The sequence below is a fragment of the Pseudomonas sp. SB113 genome (assembly GCF_040754745.1).
Taxonomy (GTDB): domain Bacteria; phylum Pseudomonadota; class Gammaproteobacteria; order Pseudomonadales; family Pseudomonadaceae; genus Aquipseudomonas; species Aquipseudomonas grimontii.
This window is the reverse complement of sequence record NZ_JBFMHW010000018.1, coordinates 41,826-59,975: the sequence shown is the minus strand read 5'-3', so window position 1 is coordinate 59,975 and position 18,150 is coordinate 41,826. Positions and strand designations below refer to the sequence as shown.

Sequence of the window (18,150 nt, the reverse complement as noted above, 5' to 3'; positions counted from 1 at the left end):
AAAAATAGTAGGGCCCTCCCGTCAGAACACCTCTAATCCGACATTTGTCAGGTGATTTACCTGTGCTTAAACGTTTTAGTGGCGGGTGTCGGAAGGCGTGTCGATACCTGCGCCGGCGAACAATTGCGCTACATCGGCAGCGTCGAACAGGTAGCGCTGGTTGCAGAACTGGCAGTCGATCTCGATATTGCCACCGTGTTCCACCACTAGGTTCTGCGCATCTTCCAGGCCCAGGCTGACCAAGGCGTTACATGAACGCTCGCGAGAGCAGCTGCAGTGGAAGTGCAGGGTTTGCGCGTCGAACAGGCGCACGGGGTCTTCGTGGTACAGGCGGTGCAGGATGGTTTCGTTGTCCAGGCCCAGCAGTTCTTCGGCTTTCAGGGTATCGGCCAAGGCAATGCAGTGCCGCCAGCTTTCAGCGCGATCTTCGTCGTCCTTGATACGGTCGGCCGGCAGTTGTTGCAGCAACATGCCACGGGCGCGCTGGCCATCGGCGTTGAGCCAGAATTTGGTGCCCACTTGCTGGGACATCACGAAATAGTTGGTGAAGCATTCCGAAAGCGTTTTGCCATCGAGGTCGACGATGCCTTGGTAACGCTGGCCTACGGTCGGGTCAACGGTGAGCGCCAGGACGCCGTTGGGCATCAGGTCGGCCAAGGCGGCGTCCGGGGCAATCTGGTCGGCTTCATAACGGGCCAGGCCACGGATTTCGCGCTCGCTGGAGCACTCGATCATCAGCAGAGGAATCGGCCCTTCGGAACGGGCTTGCAGAATCAGCAAACCGTCGAACTTCATGGTGCCCACCAGCAACGCAGCAGCTGCCATCAGCTCACCGAGCAGTTGCGCGACCGGCTCCGGATAGGGGTGTTTGGCAAGGACTTCGGCGTAGCTGCGCTCCAACGAAACCATTTCGCCGCGGGCGTCGCTCTCGTCGAAGATGAAGCGTTGGGTGAAGTCGGTATCCGGTAGATCAGTCATAGGTCTGGGTATCTGAATTGATGACAAATTGGTTACAAGATTTATAAAATTAAACGCTTTAGCACCATATTGGTGCGGCTCTCTCCTGGAAACAGAGAGCGTCTATAGAGCGAAGAGGGACAGTTTATGAACAATCCGGGTTTGTTCCAAGCCAAGTGGAACCTCCGGCGATGGGCTCTGTGCAATCTACTCGCTATCGGGCTGCTGTGTTTTTGGCTGTGGCCCACGGGGCAGATGCTGTGTGTGATTTTCGACGAGTGGCTGTTTCACCTGCTCAACGACCCGCTGGCGAGCAACGCAACATGGCTGCACGTGTGGGCCGTGGCCAGTTTGCGGCCGTTTGATGCGGTGGTCGGGGTGATCCTGCTGACGCTGCTGATTCGCGGCGACTGGGTGTTCAAAGCCGCGCAGGCACGCCAGGCACTGTTAGGTTTTGTCGGCATTTTGTTGCTGTTGTTGTTCATCCGCATGCTGTTTTCCAAACTCGCGGCGCAGATGGGCTGGCAGCACAGCAGCCCATCGATGGTGATCGGCGGGGCGATTCAAATGAGTGACTATTTCCCGGGGTTGGAGAAGACCTGGGAGTTGAAGGACCGCTCAAGCCAGAGCTTTCCGGGGGATCATGCTTCGGTGCTGTTGATCTGGGCGATGTTCATGACGGTGTTCGCCAAGCGCATCGGCCAGGTGCTGGTGATCTGGGGCCTGGCGCTATTGTTTATGATGCCGCGGCTGGTGGCAGGTGCGCATTGGGGGCAGGACGATTATATCGGCGGGGTCTTGCTGGCGCTGTTGGCGTTGGGCTGGGGGTATTACACGCCGTTTGCCGCGAAGGTGTCGGGGGTTTTGCTACAAGTGACCACGCCGATCTTCGGGTTACTTGGCAAGCTGCCGGTGATCGGTGGATTGAGCGTCGTGCGCACATCCCCTTAACGCTGCCGGCCAAATGTGGGAGGGGGCTTGCTCCCTCCCACATTGGACTGGGGCTCTGCGCAATCAGTCATCATTGCCACTGCCGCGGAACTTGAACAGGTCGCGGCGCTGCTTCTTGCTCGGCTTGCCATCGGTGGTCATCCCCGTGGCGCCCGCCTTGCGCATGGCTGCCGCATTTTCGCGCTTGGCAATGCTGGTTTCGGTTTCGGTGTACAGCGCTTGTGCTTCGGGTGCGCCACGGCGCACGATGGAAAGTGCCTGAACCACGACGGTCTTTTCGTCAAAACCTATCCGAATCTGCAACTCATCACCGACACGTGGCTCTTTGCCCGGTTTACAGCGCTCGCCTCGGTGATGCACCTTGCCACTCTCAATCGCCGCCTTGGCCAAGGCACGTGTTTTAAAGAAACGCGCCGCCCAAAGCCACTTGTCCAGACGGACCTTTTCTTCCTCTTCCTGCTTTTGAGCCACTTGAATTCCTCGCTCTGACAAATGTCGCAACTGTAACGTTGAAACCCTTCGACGCATAAACCTCAAGGCTCACCTAAGATACGCCAGGTAGCACCCTGTTTTCGCGAGGATACGCCGTGACCGACTTTCCCTCTTCACTCACCTCGCCCGACCAGCGTTGCGTAGGCTGCCAACAAAGCGAACCCCTGGGTTTCGATTTTGCGTTCGCCTACCAGCCTATCGTAGACCTTCGGGACCATTCGATTTTTGCCCACGAAGCCTTGGTGCGCGGCACACAAGGCGAAGGGGCGTCGTCGGTGCTGGACCAGGTCAACGACAGCAACCGCTACCGCTTCGACCAGCGCTGCCGCACCCAGGCGATTGCCGGTGCTGCAGCTTTGGGGATGCAAACCCACCTTTCCATCAACTTCATGCCCAACGCCGTGTACCGTCCGGAGTTGTGCATCCGCAGCACCCTGGAGGCGGCGCGCGCGCACAATTTTCCGCTGGATCAACTGATTTTCGAGACACTGGAAAGCGAGCATGTAGATAACTATCGCCATTTGACGAATATTCTGCGTGAATACCGCGAATTCGGCTTCAAGACCGCTATCGATGATTTCGGCGCGGGCTATTCGGGGCTGAATCTGTTGGCTGATTTCCAACCTGACTTGATCAAACTCGACATGGCGCTGATCCGCGATGTCGACCAGGATCGTGTCCGTCAGGTGATCGTCCAGGGGATTGTCACAATCTGTGAGCAGTTGAACGTTACTGTCATCGCCGAAGGCATCGAAAGTGCCGGCGAACGCGACTTTCTGTCTGACTGTGGAATATTTCTGATGCAAGGCTACTGGTTCGCCAAGCCTGCATTCAAAGCCCTGGCCGAGGTTTCACCGAAAGCCTGGGCGAATTGATCGGTTACCCATATTGAAGACATTTGACCATTTGACCGTTGTAGGTCTGCGTGAGTGGGTGGCACTTCCCGACTTGGGAGTGGCAGGCCTGCGCGCAAAGATCGACACCGGTGCCAGCACCTCCAGCCTGCATGCCACCGACATCGAGCCTTTTGAGCGCGACGGGGAGAAGTGGGTACGCTTTACCGCGCACCTGGGCAGCGTGGTGCAACTGCGCCACCGCCGCTGCGAAGCGCCCCTGGTGGCGATGAAAACCATCAAGAGCTCCAATGGCCATGCGCAGGTGCGCTACGTGATCAGCACCACCCTGGCGCTGGGTGATCGGGTATGGCGGGTGGAGTTCACCCTGGCCTGCCGCAAGGCCATGCGTTACCGCCTGTTACTGGGTTCCAAGGCGCTGATTGACGGCCATCTGGTGGTCAATCCCGGCGTCAAGTACGTTCAAGACAAGCCGGTGTTCCCGGTCTCTACTATTTCTGCCCCAGGTGCTGCATGAAGATTGCTGTGCTGTCGCGAAACCCGCGTCTGTATTCCACCCGCCGCCTGGTCGAGGCCGGCACCGAACGCGGCCATGAAATGGTGGTGATCGACACGTTGCGTGCCTATATGAACATTGCCAGCCACAAGCCGCAGATCCACTATCGCGGCAAGCCCCTGGAAGGGTTTGATGCGGTGATCCCGCGTATTGGCGCCTCGGTGACGTTCTATGGCTGCGCAGTGTTGCGCCAGTTCGAAATGATGGGGGTTTTCCCCCTCAATGAATCCGTGGCCATTGCACGCTCGCGGGACAAATTACGCTCGTTGCAACTGCTCTCGCGGCGGGGCATCGGCCTGCCGGTCACCGGCTTTGCCCACTCCCCCGACGACATCCCCGACCTGATCGAAATGGTCAATGGCGCGCCGCTGGTGATCAAGGTGCTCGAAGGCACGCAGGGCATCGGTGTGGTGCTGTGTGAAACCGCGACCGCAGCGGAATCCGTGATCGAGGCGTTCATGGGCCTCAAGCAGAACATCATGGTCCAGGAGTACATCAAGGAGGCCGGCGGTGCGGATATTCGCTGCTTCGTGGTGGGCGACAAGGTGATCGCAGCCATGAAACGCCAAGCCAAGCCTGGGGAGTTTCGCTCCAACCTGCACCGTGGCGGCAGCGCCAGCCTGATCAAGATCACCCCTGAAGAACGAATGACCGCGCTGCGGGCGGCCAAGGTGATGGGGCTGGCCGTAGCGGGGGTCGACATCCTGCGCTCCAACCACGGCCCGCTGGTGATGGAGGTGAACTCGTCGCCGGGCCTGGAAGGAATCGAGACCACCACAGGCAAGGATGTGGCGGGGATCATCATTCAGCATCTGGAGAAGAATGGTGGACCGAATATGACCAGGACCAAAGGCAAGGGTTAGAGACGCGGCTTTAAGCTTCAAGCTATAAGCTGCAAGAAAGGGCAAAAACTGTCTGCTTTTCTCTTGCGGCTTTAAGCTTGAAACTTGCGGCTTTTTCTATACCGCGTCCCTTGGCAGCATCAGCCCAAGCGGCAACCTCACCCGCGCCTCAAGACCACCACCCTCGCGGTTGCGCAGCTCAACATTGCCTCCATGCATCGAAGCAATCCGCCGCACAATCGCCAGCCCCAGGCCAGTACCCTTGCCACCCCGAGCACGGTCGCCACGGGTAAACGGGTTGAAGATACCTTCCAGTTCCGCCGGATCGATCCCCGTACCACGGTCCATCACACTCAGCACCACGTACGGCGCAGCACTGTCGCCAGACACATACGCAGCCACTTCCACATCCGAACCGGCATGGTGCAAAGCGTTGCCGATCAGATTGTTCAGCAGGCGCTTCATCGACACCCGACGCAACGCAAACGGCTGGATCGGCTCAAGGCGCATGCGCACTTGCTCGCCATTCTGGTTATAGGGTGCGACAACCTCACGCACCAGGTCCGTGAGATCAACTTCCTCCACCACCTCGTCACGCCCGTCGCGGATAAACGCCAGGAACTGGTCGAGAATCGCGTCCATGTCTTCGATGTCACGAACCATGTCGTCGGTGAGGTCGCTATGGTTGCCCATCAGCTCCAGGGACAGGCGCAATCGCGTCAATGGCGTGCGCAAGTCATGGGACACCCCCGCCAGCATCAGCTCGCGTTCGCGCCCAGCCTGTTCGACGTCCTCCGCCATCTGGTTGAAGGCGCCATACACCTCGGTCATTTCACTGGGCGTATCGCTGACCGGCAGGCGCACGCTGCGCCCCTGGCCCAATTGGCGGGCGGCAAACACCAGGCGTTTAAGCGGTTGGTTAAGCTGACGAACGAAAATCCACGCGGACGCGGTGGAAAGCAAGCCGATGGCCAGGAACCAGCCCAACACGTTCCAGATCTTCTGCCCCCGCAAAGGATGTGGATACAGCGGAACCTTGATCCAGGCATCGCCCAGGCTCGGCGCCCTCACCCACAGCGCAGGTGAAACATGCATGCGCAATCGCACCTCGGTGTCCTCGCCCAGCTCGGCCTGCATCTGGCGCTGGTAGATCTCGCTGTAAGGCCAATGTTGCTCACCTTCAGGGACGCCGGCCCCGTCAACGCGGGTCAACGTCGACGCCTTGGCTACTTTTTCGCGGTTTTCGGGATCTACCGCCCAGTAACCACGCAGTGTCAGGGCAACACCGTGGCTGTACTGCCGGTCCACCAGCACGTCTTCGTTCATCAACAGATAAACCAGTGTCAGCGCCTTGGAAAACAGAACGACGATGAGCACCAGCCAAAGGGTGCGGGAGAAGAAACTTTGTGGGAACCACAGCGGGGTTTTCATAGATGACAGCTGGACACCTTGCAGGAACGAGCGGCGCTCGCAGAATTGCAGACGCCGGGCATCCCGTCGACCCTCATGGAGTCAAACGCCAGGATGCCCGCCCTGCAAATCATCGATCACTTGGTTGCGGTGCCATCCGGCACAAACACATAGCCCACACCCCAGACCGTCTGGATATACCGAGGCTTGGACGGGTCCGGCTCGATCATCCGGCGCAGACGGGAAATCTGCACGTCGATGGAGCGCTCCAGGGCGTCCCATTCGCGACCACGGGCCAGGTTCATCAGCTTGTCGCGGGTCAGCGGCTGACGTGCGTTCATCACCAGGGCCTTGAGCACGGCGAATTCACCGGTGGTGAGCATGTGCACTTCATCGCCACGCTTGAGCTCGCGGGTCGCCAGCGACAGCTCATAGTCGCCAAAGGTGACGCTTTCGTCTTCGCTGCCCGGCGCGCCCGGTACCGGCGGTGCCTGACGACGCAATACAGCCTTGACCCGCGCCATCAGCTCGTCCGGGTTGAACGGCTTGGCCAGGTAGTCATCAGCGCCCAGCTCGAGGCCCTTGATGCGGCTCAGCTCATCGCCCTTGGCGGTGAGCATGATGATTGGAATCTGGTTGTTCGCGCCGCGCAGGCGCTTGCAGGCGGTGAGGCCGTCTTCGCCGGGCAGCATCAGGTCGAGTACGACTAGGTTGAACACTTCGCGCCCCAGGAGACGGTCCATCTGCTCGGTGTTCGGCACCGCGCGCGCACGATAGCCCTTGGAATTGAAGAAACGCTCCAGCAGGCTGCTCAGCCCCGGATCGTCATCAACGATGAGAATTTTTTCGCCTTCAGCAGTTTGTGCAGTGCTGCTCATTGGATGCTCCTCTTATCTCGGCGCGCATTATGGCGTAGCTGCCGTTATACGCACCGTGTGCATTGTTAGCAGATTTTTCCTCTACTGCCAGCGAACGCGCGCCTTCCAACCACGGGCGCAGTACCCCCCAAGGGCAGAACGCTGGTTATAATGCGGCGCCTTCGTGCAGGGCAACGTCAGATCGTTGCCGTTTACTGCCGGTTTTTTTCACCCGCTTGTCGTGATTTTTTCGATTTCGAGGGTCAATAGGCTGCCTCTTGACCCAGGTAGCGGCGCCAGTCGGGCCGCTCAACCAGCCGCGCAAGGCCTTGTTTTCCGGGCCTGCGGGCTGCTTTTCAGAATTTCAGGTGGTTTTATGGACAGCATCAACAGCCGCATCGCCGAAGAACTCGGTGTACGCCCACAACAGGTCGAAGCGGCCGTCGCTCTACTGGATGAAGGCTCCACGGTGCCCTTCATCGCCCGTTACCGAAAAGAAGTGACCGGCAGCCTCGACGACATCCAACTGCGGCACCTGGAAGAACGCCTGCGCTACCTGCGAGAACTCGACGAACGGCGTATCAGCATCCTCGCCAGCATCGAGGAACAGGGCAAGCTGACGCCTCAGCTTGAACGCGACATCAAGCTCGCCGACACCAAGACCCGCCTCGAAGACCTTTACCTGCCGTATAAACAGAAGCGCCGCACCAAGGGCCAGATCGCCCTGGAAGCCGGCCTGGGCGAACTGGCCGACGGCCTGTTCAACGACCCCTCGCTGACCCCGGACACCGAAGCCGCGCGCTTCGTCAACGCTGAAAAAGGCGTTGCCGACGTCAAGGCCGCCCTCGAAGGCGCCAAGTACATCCTGATGGAGCGCTTCGCCGAAGACGCCAACCTGCTGGAAAAACTGCGCAGCTATCTGAAACAGGAAGCCATCCTCAGCGCCCGCGTCATTGCCGGCAAAGAGGAAGAAGGCGCCAAGTTCCGCGACTACTTCGAACACGACGAGCCGCTGAAAAGCATGCCGTCCCACCGTGCGCTGGCAATTTTCCGCGGCCGCAACGAAGGTATTCTCAGCTCCGCGCTGAAAGTCGGCGACGAACTGCCGGGCACCATGCACCCGTGCGAAGGCATGATCGGGCAACAATTCGGCATCCAGAATCAGAATCGTCCTGCGGACAAGTGGCTCGGTGAAGTCGTGCGCTGGACCTGGAAGGTCAAGCTCTACACCCACCTGGAAACCGACCTGCTCGGCGAGTTGCGAGACGGTGCCGAAACCGAGGCGATCAACGTATTCGCCCACAACCTGCATGACCTGCTGCTGGCCGCGCCGGCCGGCCCGCGCGCTACCTTGGGCCTCGACCCGGGCCTGCGCACCGGCTGCAAGGTTGCCGTGGTCGATGCCACCGGCAAGCTGCTGGACCACGCCACCGTGTACCCACACGTGCCGCACAACAAATGGGACCAGACCCTCGCCATCCTGGCCGCCCTGTGCGCCAAACATTCGGTGGACCTGATCGCCATCGGCAACGGCACTGCCAGCCGTGAAACCGACAAGTTGGCCGCCGAGCTGATCAAAAAATACCCAGCCATGAAGATGACCAAGGTGATGGTCTCCGAAGCCGGTGCTTCGGTGTACTCGGCATCGGAACTGGCCTCCAAGGAATTCCCGGACCTCGACGTGTCGATCCGTGGTGCGGTGTCCATCGCCCGTCGCCTGCAGGATCCGCTGGCCGAGCTGGTGAAAATCGATCCTAAATCCATTGGCGTCGGCCAGTACCAGCACGACGTGTCGCAGCTGAAACTGGCGCGTGGCCTGGATGCGGTGGTGGAAGACTGCGTAAACGCCGTGGGCGTGGACGTGAACACCGCCTCCGTGGCGCTGCTGGCGCGTATCTCCGGCCTCAATGCCACCCTGGCGCAGAACATCGTCACTCACCGCGACGAAAACGGTGCGTTCAAAACCCGTGCCGCGCTGAAAAAAGTCGCACGCCTGGGTGAAAAAACCTTCGAGCAAGCCGCCGGCTTCCTGCGCGTCATGAACGGCGACAACCCGCTGGATTCGTCCGCCGTTCACCCGGAAGCCTACCCGCTGGTGCAACGCATCGCCGCCGAGACCGACCGCGACATCCGCTCGCTGATCGGTGACGCCGCGTTCCTCAAGCGCCTGGACCCAAAGAAGTACACCGACGAAACCTTCGGCGTGCCGACCATCACCGACATCCTGCAAGAGCTGGAAAAACCTGGCCGCGACCCGCGTCCCGAGTTCAAGACCGCCGAGTTCCAGGACGGCGTCGAAGACCTCAAGGACCTGCAACTGGGCATGATCCTCGAAGGCGTGGTCACCAACGTGACCAACTTCGGCGCGTTTGTGGACATCGGCGTGCATCAGGACGGTTTGGTGCACATCTCTGCGCTTTCGGAGAAGTTCATCAAGGATCCGCGCGAAGCCGTGAAGGCCGGTGATGTGGTCAAGGTCAAGGTCATGGAAGTCGACATCCCGCGCAAACGCGTTGGCCTGTCGATGCGCATGAGCGATACCCCAGGCGAAAAAATCGACGGCGCCCGTGGTGCACGTCCTGGCTCGGCGCCGCGCCAGTCGCAGAACCGCTCTGAAAACAGTCAACCGCGCAAGGAAACCGCCACCGCAGCGCCAAGCAACAACGCCATGGCCTCGCTGTTCGCCAACGCCAAGCAGTTGAAGAAACGCTGATGGAAATCCCCGCCGGTTTGACCCAGAGCGCGTTCAGCGAACTGATCGGCTGCCGCCTGCAACGCCTCGAAGAAGGCGTTGCCGAAGTGGCCCTGACCCTGGAGCCGCACCTACGCAACCGCGCGGGCAAGCTCCATGGCGGGGCGATTTTCAGTCTGGTGGACATCACCATGGGGCTGGCGTGTTCCAGCGCCCATGGTTTTGATCAGCAGAGCGCGACCATCGAATGCAAGATCAACTACATCCGCGCCGTGGAAGACGGTGATGTGATGTGCACCAGCCGGGTGATCCACGCCGGCCGGCGCACGCTGGTGGTCGAAGCCGATGTGTATCAGGACGAAAGGCTTGTCGCAAAAGCACAGGGCACGTTCGCTGTCCTATAGCTCCACACCCCCGATTTGAGTTAATTTCGGCGCTGCGATAACAGCGTCGGAATTTTCTTGCTGCGCCATAGCCCAATTCATGGAGTGAAGTAGGCTTTTTTAACGCGGGTCAAATCGACTCAAAACCAGGCGATCACGCCAGTTTTAACTTCACCCTTGTAGACCGTCCTGCCCACCCCCATATTGGGGCGACTGACGCGTGAAGGAATCCAACTTGAGCGAACTTCTCAACCGCCGCCTGGCTCTGCTCGGCAAGCGCGAACACCTCTCCCTGCTAGAGCAGTGCTTGCACGGCATCGAGCGTGAATGCCTACGTGTCACCGGTGAGGGTCGCCTGGCGCAAACGCCGCACCCCGAAGCCCTGGGCGCCGCGTTGACCCATGAACAGATCACCACCGACTACTCGGAATCGCTGCTGGAGTTCATCACTCCGGCCCTGCCCAACCCGGCCGATACGCTGAGCAGCCTGGACAAGATCCATCGCTTTGCCTACACCAAGCTCGGCAGTGAATACCTGTGGAGCCCCTCGATGCCGTGCCCGTTGCCGGCCGAGGAAGACATTCCGATTGCCTACTACGGCACCTCCAATATCGGACAGCTCAAGTACGTGTACCGCAAGGGCCTGGCCCTGCGTTACGGCAAGACCATGCAGTGCATCGCCGGCATCCACTACAACTTTTCCCTGCCGGAACAGTTGTGGCCGCTGCTCAAGGAGACTGAAGGCTTCGTCGGCACCGACCGCGATTATCAGTCCACTGCCTATATCGCGCTGATCCGCAACTTCCGCCGCTACAGCTGGCTGCTGATGTACCTGTTCGGTGCCTCGCCGGCCCTGGACGCGGGTTTCCTGCGCGGTCGCTCGCACCAATTGGAAGTGCTCGACGCCGACACCCTGTATCTGCCGTACGCCACCAGCCTGCGCATGAGCGACCTGGGTTACCAGAGCAACGCCCAGGCCGGCCTGACGCCGTGCTACAACGACCTGAGCAGCTACACCGACAGCCTGCGCGAAGCGGTGGCAACGCCCTACGCGCCCTATGTCGAAGTCGGCACCCATAAGGACGGTGAGTGGGTACAGCTCAACACCAACATCCTGCAGATCGAAAACGAGTACTACTCCAATATCCGTCCCAAGCGCGTGACCTACACCGGCGAGCGGCCGATCCAGGCGCTGATGGCCCGCGGCATCCAGTACATCGAAGTGCGCTGCCTGGACATCAACCCGTTCCTGCCGATGGGCATCGACCTGCCGGAGTCGCGTTTCCTCGACGCATTCCTGCTGTACTGCGCGCTGAACGACAGCCCGCTGTTCGCCGACAACGAGTGCGGCAACGCCACGTCCAACTTCCTCAGCGTGGTCAAGGAAGGGCGGCGCCCAGGCCTGCAATTGCAGCGCAAGGGCCAGGCCGTGGACATGAAGGAATGGGCCACCGAGCTGCTGGAGAAGATTGCTCCGTTGGCTGCGCTGCTTGATGAAAGCCACGGCATCACCGAACACAGCCAGGCGCTGGACGCCCAACTGGCCAAGGTCAAGGACCCGTCCCTGACCCCTTCGGCGCAGGTATTGGCGGCGATGGCCGAGCGTAAAGAGAGTTTTGCGCAGTTCTCCCTGCATCAGAGCGAGGTGCATGCCGAGTACTTCCGCCGCGAGCCGTTGCCCGCCGAAGAACAGGTACGCTTTGAGGAACTGGCGCGCAAGTCGCTGGCGCAACAGGCGGAACTGGAGCAGAACGAAGTGGGCGACTTTGATGTGTTTGTCGGGTCGTACCAGGCAAGCATCCTCGCCATCAGCAACTGACTGAAGCCGAACCCGGCTCAAAATGTGGGAGGGGGCTTGCCCCCGATAGCAGAGTGTCAGCCACCCATCAGTGACTGATCTACCGCAATCGGGGGCAAGCCCCCTCCCACATTTGCCTTCATCCAGCTCAAGATTCGCTTCAACCTTTCGCCCATAAGCTAATTCGAAAATGTTATTTATTTTCGGATTCTTAGATCATTTAGTCTCCTCCCACGCCGACCCTCGGCCGCCTGATTGAGGAGCTTCCCCTTGAAACGTTTAACCCCACTGCGCCTCCTGGCGGCGTTGTCCCTGGCCGGTGTCAGCCTGTTTGCCCAGGCGGCGGATGTAACCATCGCTTACCAGACCACCGTAGACCCGGCCAAAGTTGCCCAGGCCGACGGCGCGTACGAAAAAGCCACTAACGCCAAGATCGACTGGCGCAAATTCGACAATGGCGCCGACATCATCGCCGCCATCGCCTCCGGTGACGTGCAGATCGGCTACCTCGGCTCCAGCCCGCTGACCGCTGCGATCACCCGCAAAGTGCCGGTGGAAACCTTCCTGGTTGCCACCCAGATCGGCGGTGCCGAAGCCCTGGTGGCGCGCAACGGTTCGGGGATCAACAGCCCCCAGGACCTTATAGGCAAGAAGGTCGCCGTGCCCTTCGTTTCCACCGGCCACTACAGCCTGTTGGCCGCGCTGAAGCACTGGAACATCGACCCATCGAAAGTGACCATCCTCAACCTCGCCCCGCCGGCGATCATCGCGGCCTGGAAGCGTGGTGACATCGACGCCACTTACGTATGGGACCCGGCCCTGGGCGTGGCCAAGGAAAACGGCAAGGTGCTGATCACCTCCGGCGAGCTGGCCAAGTTCGGTGCACCGACCTTCGATGCCTGGATCGTGCGTAAGGATTTCGCCGAGAAACACCCGGAAATCGTCACAGCCTTCGCCAAAGTCACCCTGGATGCCTACGCCGCTTACCGCAAAGACCCACAAGCCTGGCTCGCCGACAAAGGCAACGTCGACAAACTGGTGAAACTCTCCGGTGCCAAGGCCAGTGACATCCCACTGCTGCTGCAAGGCAACGTCTACCCGCTGGCCGCTGACCAGGTAACCCTGCTGGGCGCACCGACCACCAAGGCCGTGACCGATACCGCTGCGTTCCTCAAGGAACAAGGCAAGGTCGACGCCGTGCTGCCGGACTACGCCCCTTACGTCAGCGCCAAGTTCATCACCCACTGATCCAGGAGTTCATCGCGATGGCCTTGCTACAACTGGAGCGCATCAGCGCACAGTACCCAGGCGCCACAGAACCGGTACTGTCTGACATTTCACTCGACCTGGGGCCCCAGCAATTGCTGGTGGCCCTCGGCCCGTCCGGCAGTGGCAAGACTTCGCTGTTGAACCTGATAGCCGGCTTTGTCGAACCGTCTGCCGGGCGCATCACCCTCGATGGCGTGCCGGTCAAAGGCCCCAGCGCCGAACGCGGTGTGGTGTTCCAGGACGACGCGCTGCTGCCCTGGCAGGACGTGCTGGCCAACGTCGGTTTCGGCCTGGAACTCGCCGGCGTGCCCAAGGCGCAGCGTGAAGTGCGGGCCCGTGAAATGCTCGCGCTGGTGGACCTCGCCGGCTTCGACAATCGCCGCATCTGGCAGCTCTCCGGCGGCCAGAAGCAACGCGTCGGCCTGGCTCGCGCCTTGGCCGCCGACCCGCGCGTGTTGCTGATGGACGAACCCTTCGGCGCCCTCGATGCCTTCACCCGCGAACAGATGCAGGAACTGTTGCTGCAAGTCTGGCGACGCACGGCCAAGCCGGTGTTCCTGATTACTCATGACATCGAAGAAGCGGTGTTCCTCGCCACCGACCTGATCCTGCTGGCGCCCAACCCGGGGCAGATCGTCGAACGCCTGCATCTGGACTTCGGCCAGCGCTACGCGGCCGGTGAGTCGGCGCGGGCGATCAAGTCCGACCCGCGCTTTATCGAAACCCGTGAGCACGTGCTGGGCAAAGTGTTCTCGCAACGGCAGGTGTCCGCATGAGCAGCTACGAACTTCCCGCCACCGCTACCAAACCGGTGGCGCACGCCGTGATACCGGCGCGGCGCAGCCTGAGCACGCGCTGGATCAGCCTGTTGACCCTGGTCGCCTTGCTGGCCCTCTGGTGGGCCGTCACCGCCAGCGGCCTGATCGAACCGTTGTTCCTGCCACCACCCTCCGCCGTGCTGCAAAAAGGCTGGCTGCTGGCGACCACGGGCTATATGGATTCCACCTTATGGCAGCACCTGGGCGCGAGCCTCAGCCGGATCGGCCTGGGCCTGGGCTTCGCGGTGCTGACCGCCGTGCCGGTGGGGATTGCCATCGGCTCCAACCGCATCGCCCGTGGCATTCTCGACCCGCTGATCGAGTTTTACCGACCGATTCCGCCCCTGGCTTATCTGCCGTTGATCGTGATCTGGTGCGGTATCGGCGAGCTGTCCAAGGTGCTGCTGATTTACCTCGCGATCTTTGCCCCGATTGCTATCGCCACCGCGACCGGTGTGCGCACCGTCGACCCGGCCAAGCTGCGTGCGGCGCAGTCGTTGGGCGCCACCCGTGCCCAACTGATTCGCCATGTGATCCTGCCGAGCGCCCTGCCCGACATCCTCACCGGTGTGCGTATCGGCCTGGGCGTGGGCTGGTCGACCCTGGTCGCCGCCGAACTGATCGCGGCCACCAGCGGCCTGGGTTTCATGGTGCAGTCGGCGGCGCAGTTCCTGGTCACCGATGTGGTGGTGCTGGGGATCCTGGTGATCGCCCTGATCGCCTTCGCCATGGAAATGGGCCTGCGCGCCCTGCAGCGCAAACTGGTGCCTTGGCATGGCCAGGCACACTGAGTGATGAGAACTTAAATTGAGCAACCTGACCGTTACCCCCCTCAGCGTCGCCTTGGGCGCCCAGATCAGCGGCGTCGACATTACCCAGCCGCTGAGCGCCGAACACCGCGATGCCATCGAGCAGGCGTTACTCCGCCACTCGGTGTTGTTCTTCCGTGACCAGCCGATCACCCCGCAGCAACAGGCACGGTTCGCGGCGAATTTTGGCGACCTGCATATCCACCCGATCTACCCCAACGTGCCGGAACAGCCCGAAGTGCTGATCCTCGACACCGCCGTCACCGACGTACGCGACAATGCCGTATGGCACACCGATGTGACCTTCCTGCCCACCCCGGCCCTCGGCGCGGTACTCAGCGCCAAGCTGCTGCCGGCGTTTGGTGGCGATACGCTGTGGGCCAGTGGCATCGCGGCGTATGAGGCGCTGTCCGAACCGCTGAAACGGTTGCTCGATGGGCTGACGGCTACCCACGACTTCACCAAATCCTTCCCGCTGGAACGCTTTGGCAACAGCGCCGAAGACCTGGCGCGCTGGGAAGAAACCCGCAGGAAAAACCCACCGCTGTCGCACCCGGTAGTGCGCACGCATCCGGTGAGCGGGCGTAAGTCGCTGTTTGTCAGTGATGGGTTCACCACTAGGATCAATGAGCTGGAACCGGCGGAAAGCGAAGCGATCCTCAAACTGCTGTTCGCCCACGCGACACGCCCGGAATTCACCCTCCGCTGGCGCTGGCAGGAAAACGACGTGGCGTTCTGGGATAACCGCGTGACCCAGCATTACGCGGTGGATGACTACCGGCCGCAGCGGCGGGTGATGCATCGGGCGACGATTCTTGGGGATGTGCCGTTCTAAACCACACTGCAAATCAAATGTGGGAGGGGATTGCCCCCTCCCACATTGACCCAGTGGTGTCAGGTTATTCAGCGCTGGACGGCTTTTCCCACAAGTTGATTCCACCTTCCTGCGCAAACCGATCGATCTCCGCAAGTTCTTCCGCACTGAAGCTCAGGTTCTTCAACGCCCCGACATTCTCGATGATCTGCTCCGGCCGGCTGGCACCGATCAGCGCGCTGGTTACCCGAGGGTCGCGCAAGGTCCAGGCCAGCGCCAATTGCGCCAGGCTTTGGCCACGGCGCTGGGCGATTTCGTTCAGTGCACGTACGTGGGCGATGTTGGCTTCAGACAGGTGCTTGGCCTGCAACGAACCACCACCCGGGCGGTTGACCCGTGCGTCGGCCGGCACGCCGTTGAGGTACTTGTCGGTGAGCAAACCCTGGGCCAGCGGTGTGAAGGCGATCACTCCGGCGCCGAGTTCTTCGGTGGTGTCCAGCAGGTCTTTTTCCACCCAACGGTTGAGCAGGTTGTAGGCCGGTTGGTGGATCAGCAGCGGCACTTTCCACTCTTTGAGCAGTGCCGCCATTTCGCGGGTTTTCACCCCGGAGTAAGACGAGATACCGATGTACAACGCCTTGCCCTGCTGCACGGCGGTGGCGAGGGCGCTGGCGGTTTCTTCCAGGGGCGTGTCGGCATCAAACCGGTGGGAGTAGAAAATATCCACGTAATCGACGCCCAGGCGTTGCAGGCTCTGGTCCAGGCTTGCCAGCACGTATTTGCGTGAGCCGCCGCCCTGGCCGTAAGGGCCCGGCCACATGTCCCAACCGGCCTTGCTGGAGATGATCAATTCGTCGCGGTAGTGCTTGAAGTCTTCGCGCAGCAAACGACCGAAGTTGATCTCGGCGCTGCCGTAGGGTGGGCCGTAGTTGTTGGCCAGGTCGAAGTGGTTGATCCCCAGGTCGAACGCGGTGCGCAGCAGGGCGCGCTGGGTGTCGATCGGGGTGCTGTCGCCAAAGTTGTGCCATAGCCCCAGGGACAGTGCCGGCAGCACCAACCCACTGCGGCCTACGCGGCGATACGGGATAGATTCATAGCGGTTTTCGGCAGCAATGTAAGTCATCGAATCCTCTCTTGGACGTAGGCAAATAAGGCCTGGGAATAACGATATTCCCAGGCCTTTTAACCAGCTGAATCGCTTAAGTCTGCCCTTCCGTTTTACAGCAATTTCCTACCAGAGTGGAACGACATAGCTGACATAGAAGCGGTTTTCATCCTGCACGGTGGCACCGGTAATATCCGGGCTGGCGTGGGCATTTTTCCAGGTCACGCCAAGGCCCTTGAGGGTACCGGTCGGCACTTGGTACGCCACGGCCACGTTACGCTCCCATTCGCTGGTGGTGCCTTGGGCGGTGCGGATGTCATCGCCGTGGGCGTAGGCAGCGGAGAACGTCAGGCCGTTGAGGCCGAGTTTGCCCAAATCATATTTGTACTGCGCCAGCCAGGTACGTTCGCCGGCGTGCTGGAATTTGTTCAGCTGCATGTTGGTCAGCGCCGGGGTGTCGGCACCCGAGCCTGGGCCTTGGCGGGCGTCACCGCTGTTAAGGCCGGAGTCCAGGTACGGGAAGTCGCTGTCGCCGCTGTTTTTCTGGAGGCCCAGGCCGACGGTATGGCCGTCCAGGCTGTAGCTTTCCAGCAGGCTGACGGTGGACTGGTTGATGCGGCCCTTGTTCACGCCGTCGCCGTACAGGCCCGCTGCGGCAAAGTCCTTATCCCCGTCGGCGTTGGCGCCCACACCCAGGCTGCGGAACACGCGCACGTCGGTATCGATCGCCCCCACCGATAAGGCGTCATGGCGTTTGGCGCCGAGGAAGAACTGCTGGTAGTAATCCTCAAGGTTGGAGTACCACAGGCTGACAGTGGTGTTCTGTATGCCGCTGTAATCCGCACCGCCGAACAGGAAGCGGTCACTTTCTTTGGTCCCGCCGGCGGTGATCATGCCCTGGTCGCCGGTTTCGTTGCGGATCTTGGTCTTGAAAATATCACCGCCGGTGAAGGTGAAGTCGCTGAGGTCCTTGGACACCAGTTGCACACCGGTGTTGGTCTGCTGGTACAGGCGCCCGTCGGTGTTGGCCAGCACCGGGTTATTGCCGTACAGCGTACCGACGCGCAACTCATCCTTGGCAAAGCGCATCTTGAACGTCGGGCTGAGCACGCCGAACTGGTCGGCGGATTTGCCGTTGTCCAGCGGGAACATGCTGCCGGGATAGCGGCCCTGGTGATCCTTGTCGTTGAGGTCGCCACCGGAATCCAGTTTCAAGCCGTAGAACGCCTGCAGATCCAGGCCGAAACCCACTGGCCCCTCGGTGTAGCCCGACTTGAAGTTGAACTCGAAACCCTGGCCCCAATCCCGAATGCTATGGGCCTTGGCATTGCTGCCGACCACGTCACGTCCCTGCTGGTTGAGATAGCGGTTGAGCAGGGACACGTCGGCGTGGCTGTCATCGATAAAATCCGCCTGGGCAGACAGCATAAAGCTCGCCATGGCGGCTCCCACCACAGGGCTTAAAAACGTCTTCATGGGCACCGGTCTCCGTCACTGTTCTGAAATGAAAGCGTCAAACGCTTCACACAATTACGCAGTGACC

17 protein-coding genes are annotated in these 18,150 nt (G+C 60.8%); 11 read left to right on the top strand and 6 right to left on the bottom strand.

Annotated features, from left to right (window positions below):
* Positions 1-75 precede the first annotated feature (75 nt).
* The gene (gene hslO, locus AB1462_RS22020) at positions 76-978 is read right to left on the bottom strand and encodes an Hsp33 family molecular chaperone HslO (RefSeq protein ID WP_367247916.1); all 903 of its coding nucleotides are present in this window, start codon (positions 976-978) and stop codon (positions 76-78) included.
* 126 nt (positions 979-1,104) lie between these two features.
* On the opposite strand from hslO, the gene AB1462_RS22015 reads away from it, so the two are divergent.
* Positions 1,105-1,908, top strand: a complete 804-nt coding sequence (locus AB1462_RS22015; RefSeq protein ID WP_090401094.1) for a phosphatase PAP2 family protein — start codon at positions 1,105-1,107, stop codon at positions 1,906-1,908.
* Between the two features lie 63 nt (positions 1,909-1,971).
* Here the strand turns inward: AB1462_RS22015 and AB1462_RS22010 are convergent, their stop codons facing one another.
* Positions 1,972-2,379 carry a S4 domain-containing protein gene (locus AB1462_RS22010; RefSeq protein WP_090401095.1) on the bottom strand — a complete coding sequence of 136 codons (408 nt, stop codon included), beginning with the start codon at positions 2,377-2,379 and terminating at the stop codon, positions 1,972-1,974.
* A gap of 116 nt (positions 2,380-2,495) precedes the next feature.
* Between AB1462_RS22010 and AB1462_RS22005 the strand changes: the two genes are divergently transcribed.
* The 3 genes from AB1462_RS22005 to rimK are packed head-to-tail and all read left to right on the top strand — an operon-like array spanning position 2,496 to position 4,673.
* Complete coding sequence (locus AB1462_RS22005; RefSeq protein ID WP_259194619.1) at positions 2,496-3,275, top strand: EAL domain-containing protein; 780 nt, start codon at positions 2,496-2,498, stop codon at positions 3,273-3,275.
* A 31-nt stretch (positions 3,276-3,306) separates the two neighbouring features.
* Positions 3,307-3,771 (top strand): ATP-dependent zinc protease, encoded by a 465-nt coding sequence (locus AB1462_RS22000; RefSeq protein WP_259194620.1) that lies wholly within the window; start codon positions 3,307-3,309, stop codon positions 3,769-3,771.
* Entirely contained in the window at positions 3,768-4,673 is a 906-nt protein-coding gene (gene rimK / locus AB1462_RS21995) for a 30S ribosomal protein S6--L-glutamate ligase (RefSeq protein ID WP_003171022.1), read from the top strand. The genes AB1462_RS22000 and rimK overlap by 4 nt, the downstream gene beginning before the upstream one ends.
* Before the next feature lie 96 nt (positions 4,674-4,769).
* On the opposite strand, the gene AB1462_RS21990 is transcribed toward rimK, so the two are convergent.
* Together AB1462_RS21990 and ompR are read right to left on the bottom strand one after the other, a co-directional pair.
* Entirely contained in the window at positions 4,770-6,083 is a 1,314-nt protein-coding gene (locus tag AB1462_RS21990) for an ATP-binding protein (protein ID WP_053140284.1), read from the bottom strand.
* 116 nt (positions 6,084-6,199) lie between these two features.
* A complete protein-coding gene (gene ompR, locus AB1462_RS21985; RefSeq protein ID WP_015373500.1) occupies positions 6,200-6,940 on the bottom strand; it encodes a two-component system response regulator OmpR in 741 nt (246 codons plus the stop codon).
* A 355-nt stretch (positions 6,941-7,295) separates the two neighbouring features.
* Between ompR and AB1462_RS21980 the strand changes: the two genes are divergently transcribed.
* The 7 genes from AB1462_RS21980 to tauD all read left to right on the top strand — a co-directional run bounded on the left by AB1462_RS21980 (position 7,296) and on the right by tauD (position 15,523).
* Positions 7,296-9,632 carry a Tex family protein gene (locus tag AB1462_RS21980; RefSeq protein ID WP_259194621.1) on the top strand — a complete coding sequence of 779 codons (2,337 nt, stop codon included), beginning with the start codon at positions 7,296-7,298 and terminating at the stop codon, positions 9,630-9,632.
* Entirely contained in the window at positions 9,632-10,015 is a 384-nt protein-coding gene (locus AB1462_RS21975) for a PaaI family thioesterase (RefSeq protein WP_090401099.1), read from the top strand. Before AB1462_RS21980 ends, AB1462_RS21975 begins: the two co-directional genes overlap by 1 nt.
* Positions 10,016-10,229: 214 nt before the next feature.
* Positions 10,230-11,813, top strand: coding sequence for a glutamate--cysteine ligase (gene gshA, locus AB1462_RS21970; RefSeq protein WP_259194622.1), 1,584 nt, complete (start codon positions 10,230-10,232; stop codon positions 11,811-11,813).
* Between the two features lie 249 nt (positions 11,814-12,062).
* The gene (gene tauA, locus AB1462_RS21965) at positions 12,063-13,040 is read left to right on the top strand and encodes a taurine ABC transporter substrate-binding protein (protein WP_367247915.1); all 978 of its coding nucleotides are present in this window, start codon (positions 12,063-12,065) and stop codon (positions 13,038-13,040) included.
* A gap of 17 nt (positions 13,041-13,057) precedes the next feature.
* Positions 13,058-13,837, top strand: a complete 780-nt coding sequence (tauB, locus tag AB1462_RS21960) for a taurine ABC transporter ATP-binding subunit (protein WP_065948520.1) — start codon at positions 13,058-13,060, stop codon at positions 13,835-13,837.
* A complete protein-coding gene (gene tauC, locus AB1462_RS21955) occupies positions 13,834-14,670 on the top strand; it encodes a taurine ABC transporter permease TauC (protein WP_090401102.1) in 837 nt (278 codons plus the stop codon). The genes tauB and tauC overlap by 4 nt, the downstream gene beginning before the upstream one ends.
* A 16-nt stretch (positions 14,671-14,686) precedes the next feature.
* A complete protein-coding gene (gene tauD, locus AB1462_RS21950) occupies positions 14,687-15,523 on the top strand; it encodes a taurine dioxygenase (protein ID WP_367247914.1) in 837 nt (278 codons plus the stop codon).
* A 64-nt stretch (positions 15,524-15,587) separates the two neighbouring features.
* On the opposite strand, the gene mgrA is transcribed toward tauD, so the two are convergent.
* On the bottom strand, positions 15,588-16,625 hold the full coding sequence (mgrA, locus tag AB1462_RS21945) for an L-glyceraldehyde 3-phosphate reductase (protein WP_090401106.1): 1,038 nt from the start codon (positions 16,623-16,625) through the stop codon (positions 15,588-15,590).
* Positions 16,626-16,733: 108 nt separating this feature from the next.
* On the bottom strand, positions 16,734-18,083 hold the full coding sequence (locus tag AB1462_RS21940; protein ID WP_367247913.1) for an OprD family outer membrane porin: 1,350 nt from the start codon (positions 18,081-18,083) through the stop codon (positions 16,734-16,736).
* Between the last annotated feature and the right edge of the window lie 67 nt (positions 18,084-18,150).

Coding starts and splice junctions, on each gene's coding strand:
- hslO (WP_367247916.1), bottom strand. CDS start 978: ATGACTGATCTACCGGATACCGACTTCACCCAACGCTTCATCTTCGAC.
- AB1462_RS22015 (WP_090401094.1), top strand. CDS start 1,105: ATGAACAATCCGGGTTTGTTCCAAGCCAAGTGGAACCTCCGGCGATGG.
- rimK (WP_003171022.1), top strand. CDS start 3,768: ATGAAGATTGCTGTGCTGTCGCGAAACCCGCGTCTGTATTCCACCCGC.
- AB1462_RS21990 (WP_053140284.1), bottom strand. CDS start 6,083: ATGAAAACCCCGCTGTGGTTCCCACAAAGTTTCTTCTCCCGCACCCTT.
- ompR (WP_015373500.1), bottom strand. CDS start 6,940: ATGAGCAGCACTGCACAAACTGCTGAAGGCGAAAAAATTCTCATCGTT.
- AB1462_RS21980 (WP_259194621.1), top strand. CDS start 7,296: ATGGACAGCATCAACAGCCGCATCGCCGAAGAACTCGGTGTACGCCCA.
- AB1462_RS21975 (WP_090401099.1), top strand. CDS start 9,632: ATGGAAATCCCCGCCGGTTTGACCCAGAGCGCGTTCAGCGAACTGATC.
- tauB (WP_065948520.1), top strand. CDS start 13,058: ATGGCCTTGCTACAACTGGAGCGCATCAGCGCACAGTACCCAGGCGCC.
- tauC (WP_090401102.1), top strand. CDS start 13,834: ATGAGCAGCTACGAACTTCCCGCCACCGCTACCAAACCGGTGGCGCAC.
- mgrA (WP_090401106.1), bottom strand. CDS start 16,625: ATGACTTACATTGCTGCCGAAAACCGCTATGAATCTATCCCGTATCGC.
- AB1462_RS21940 (WP_367247913.1), bottom strand. CDS start 18,083: ATGAAGACGTTTTTAAGCCCTGTGGTGGGAGCCGCCATGGCGAGCTTT.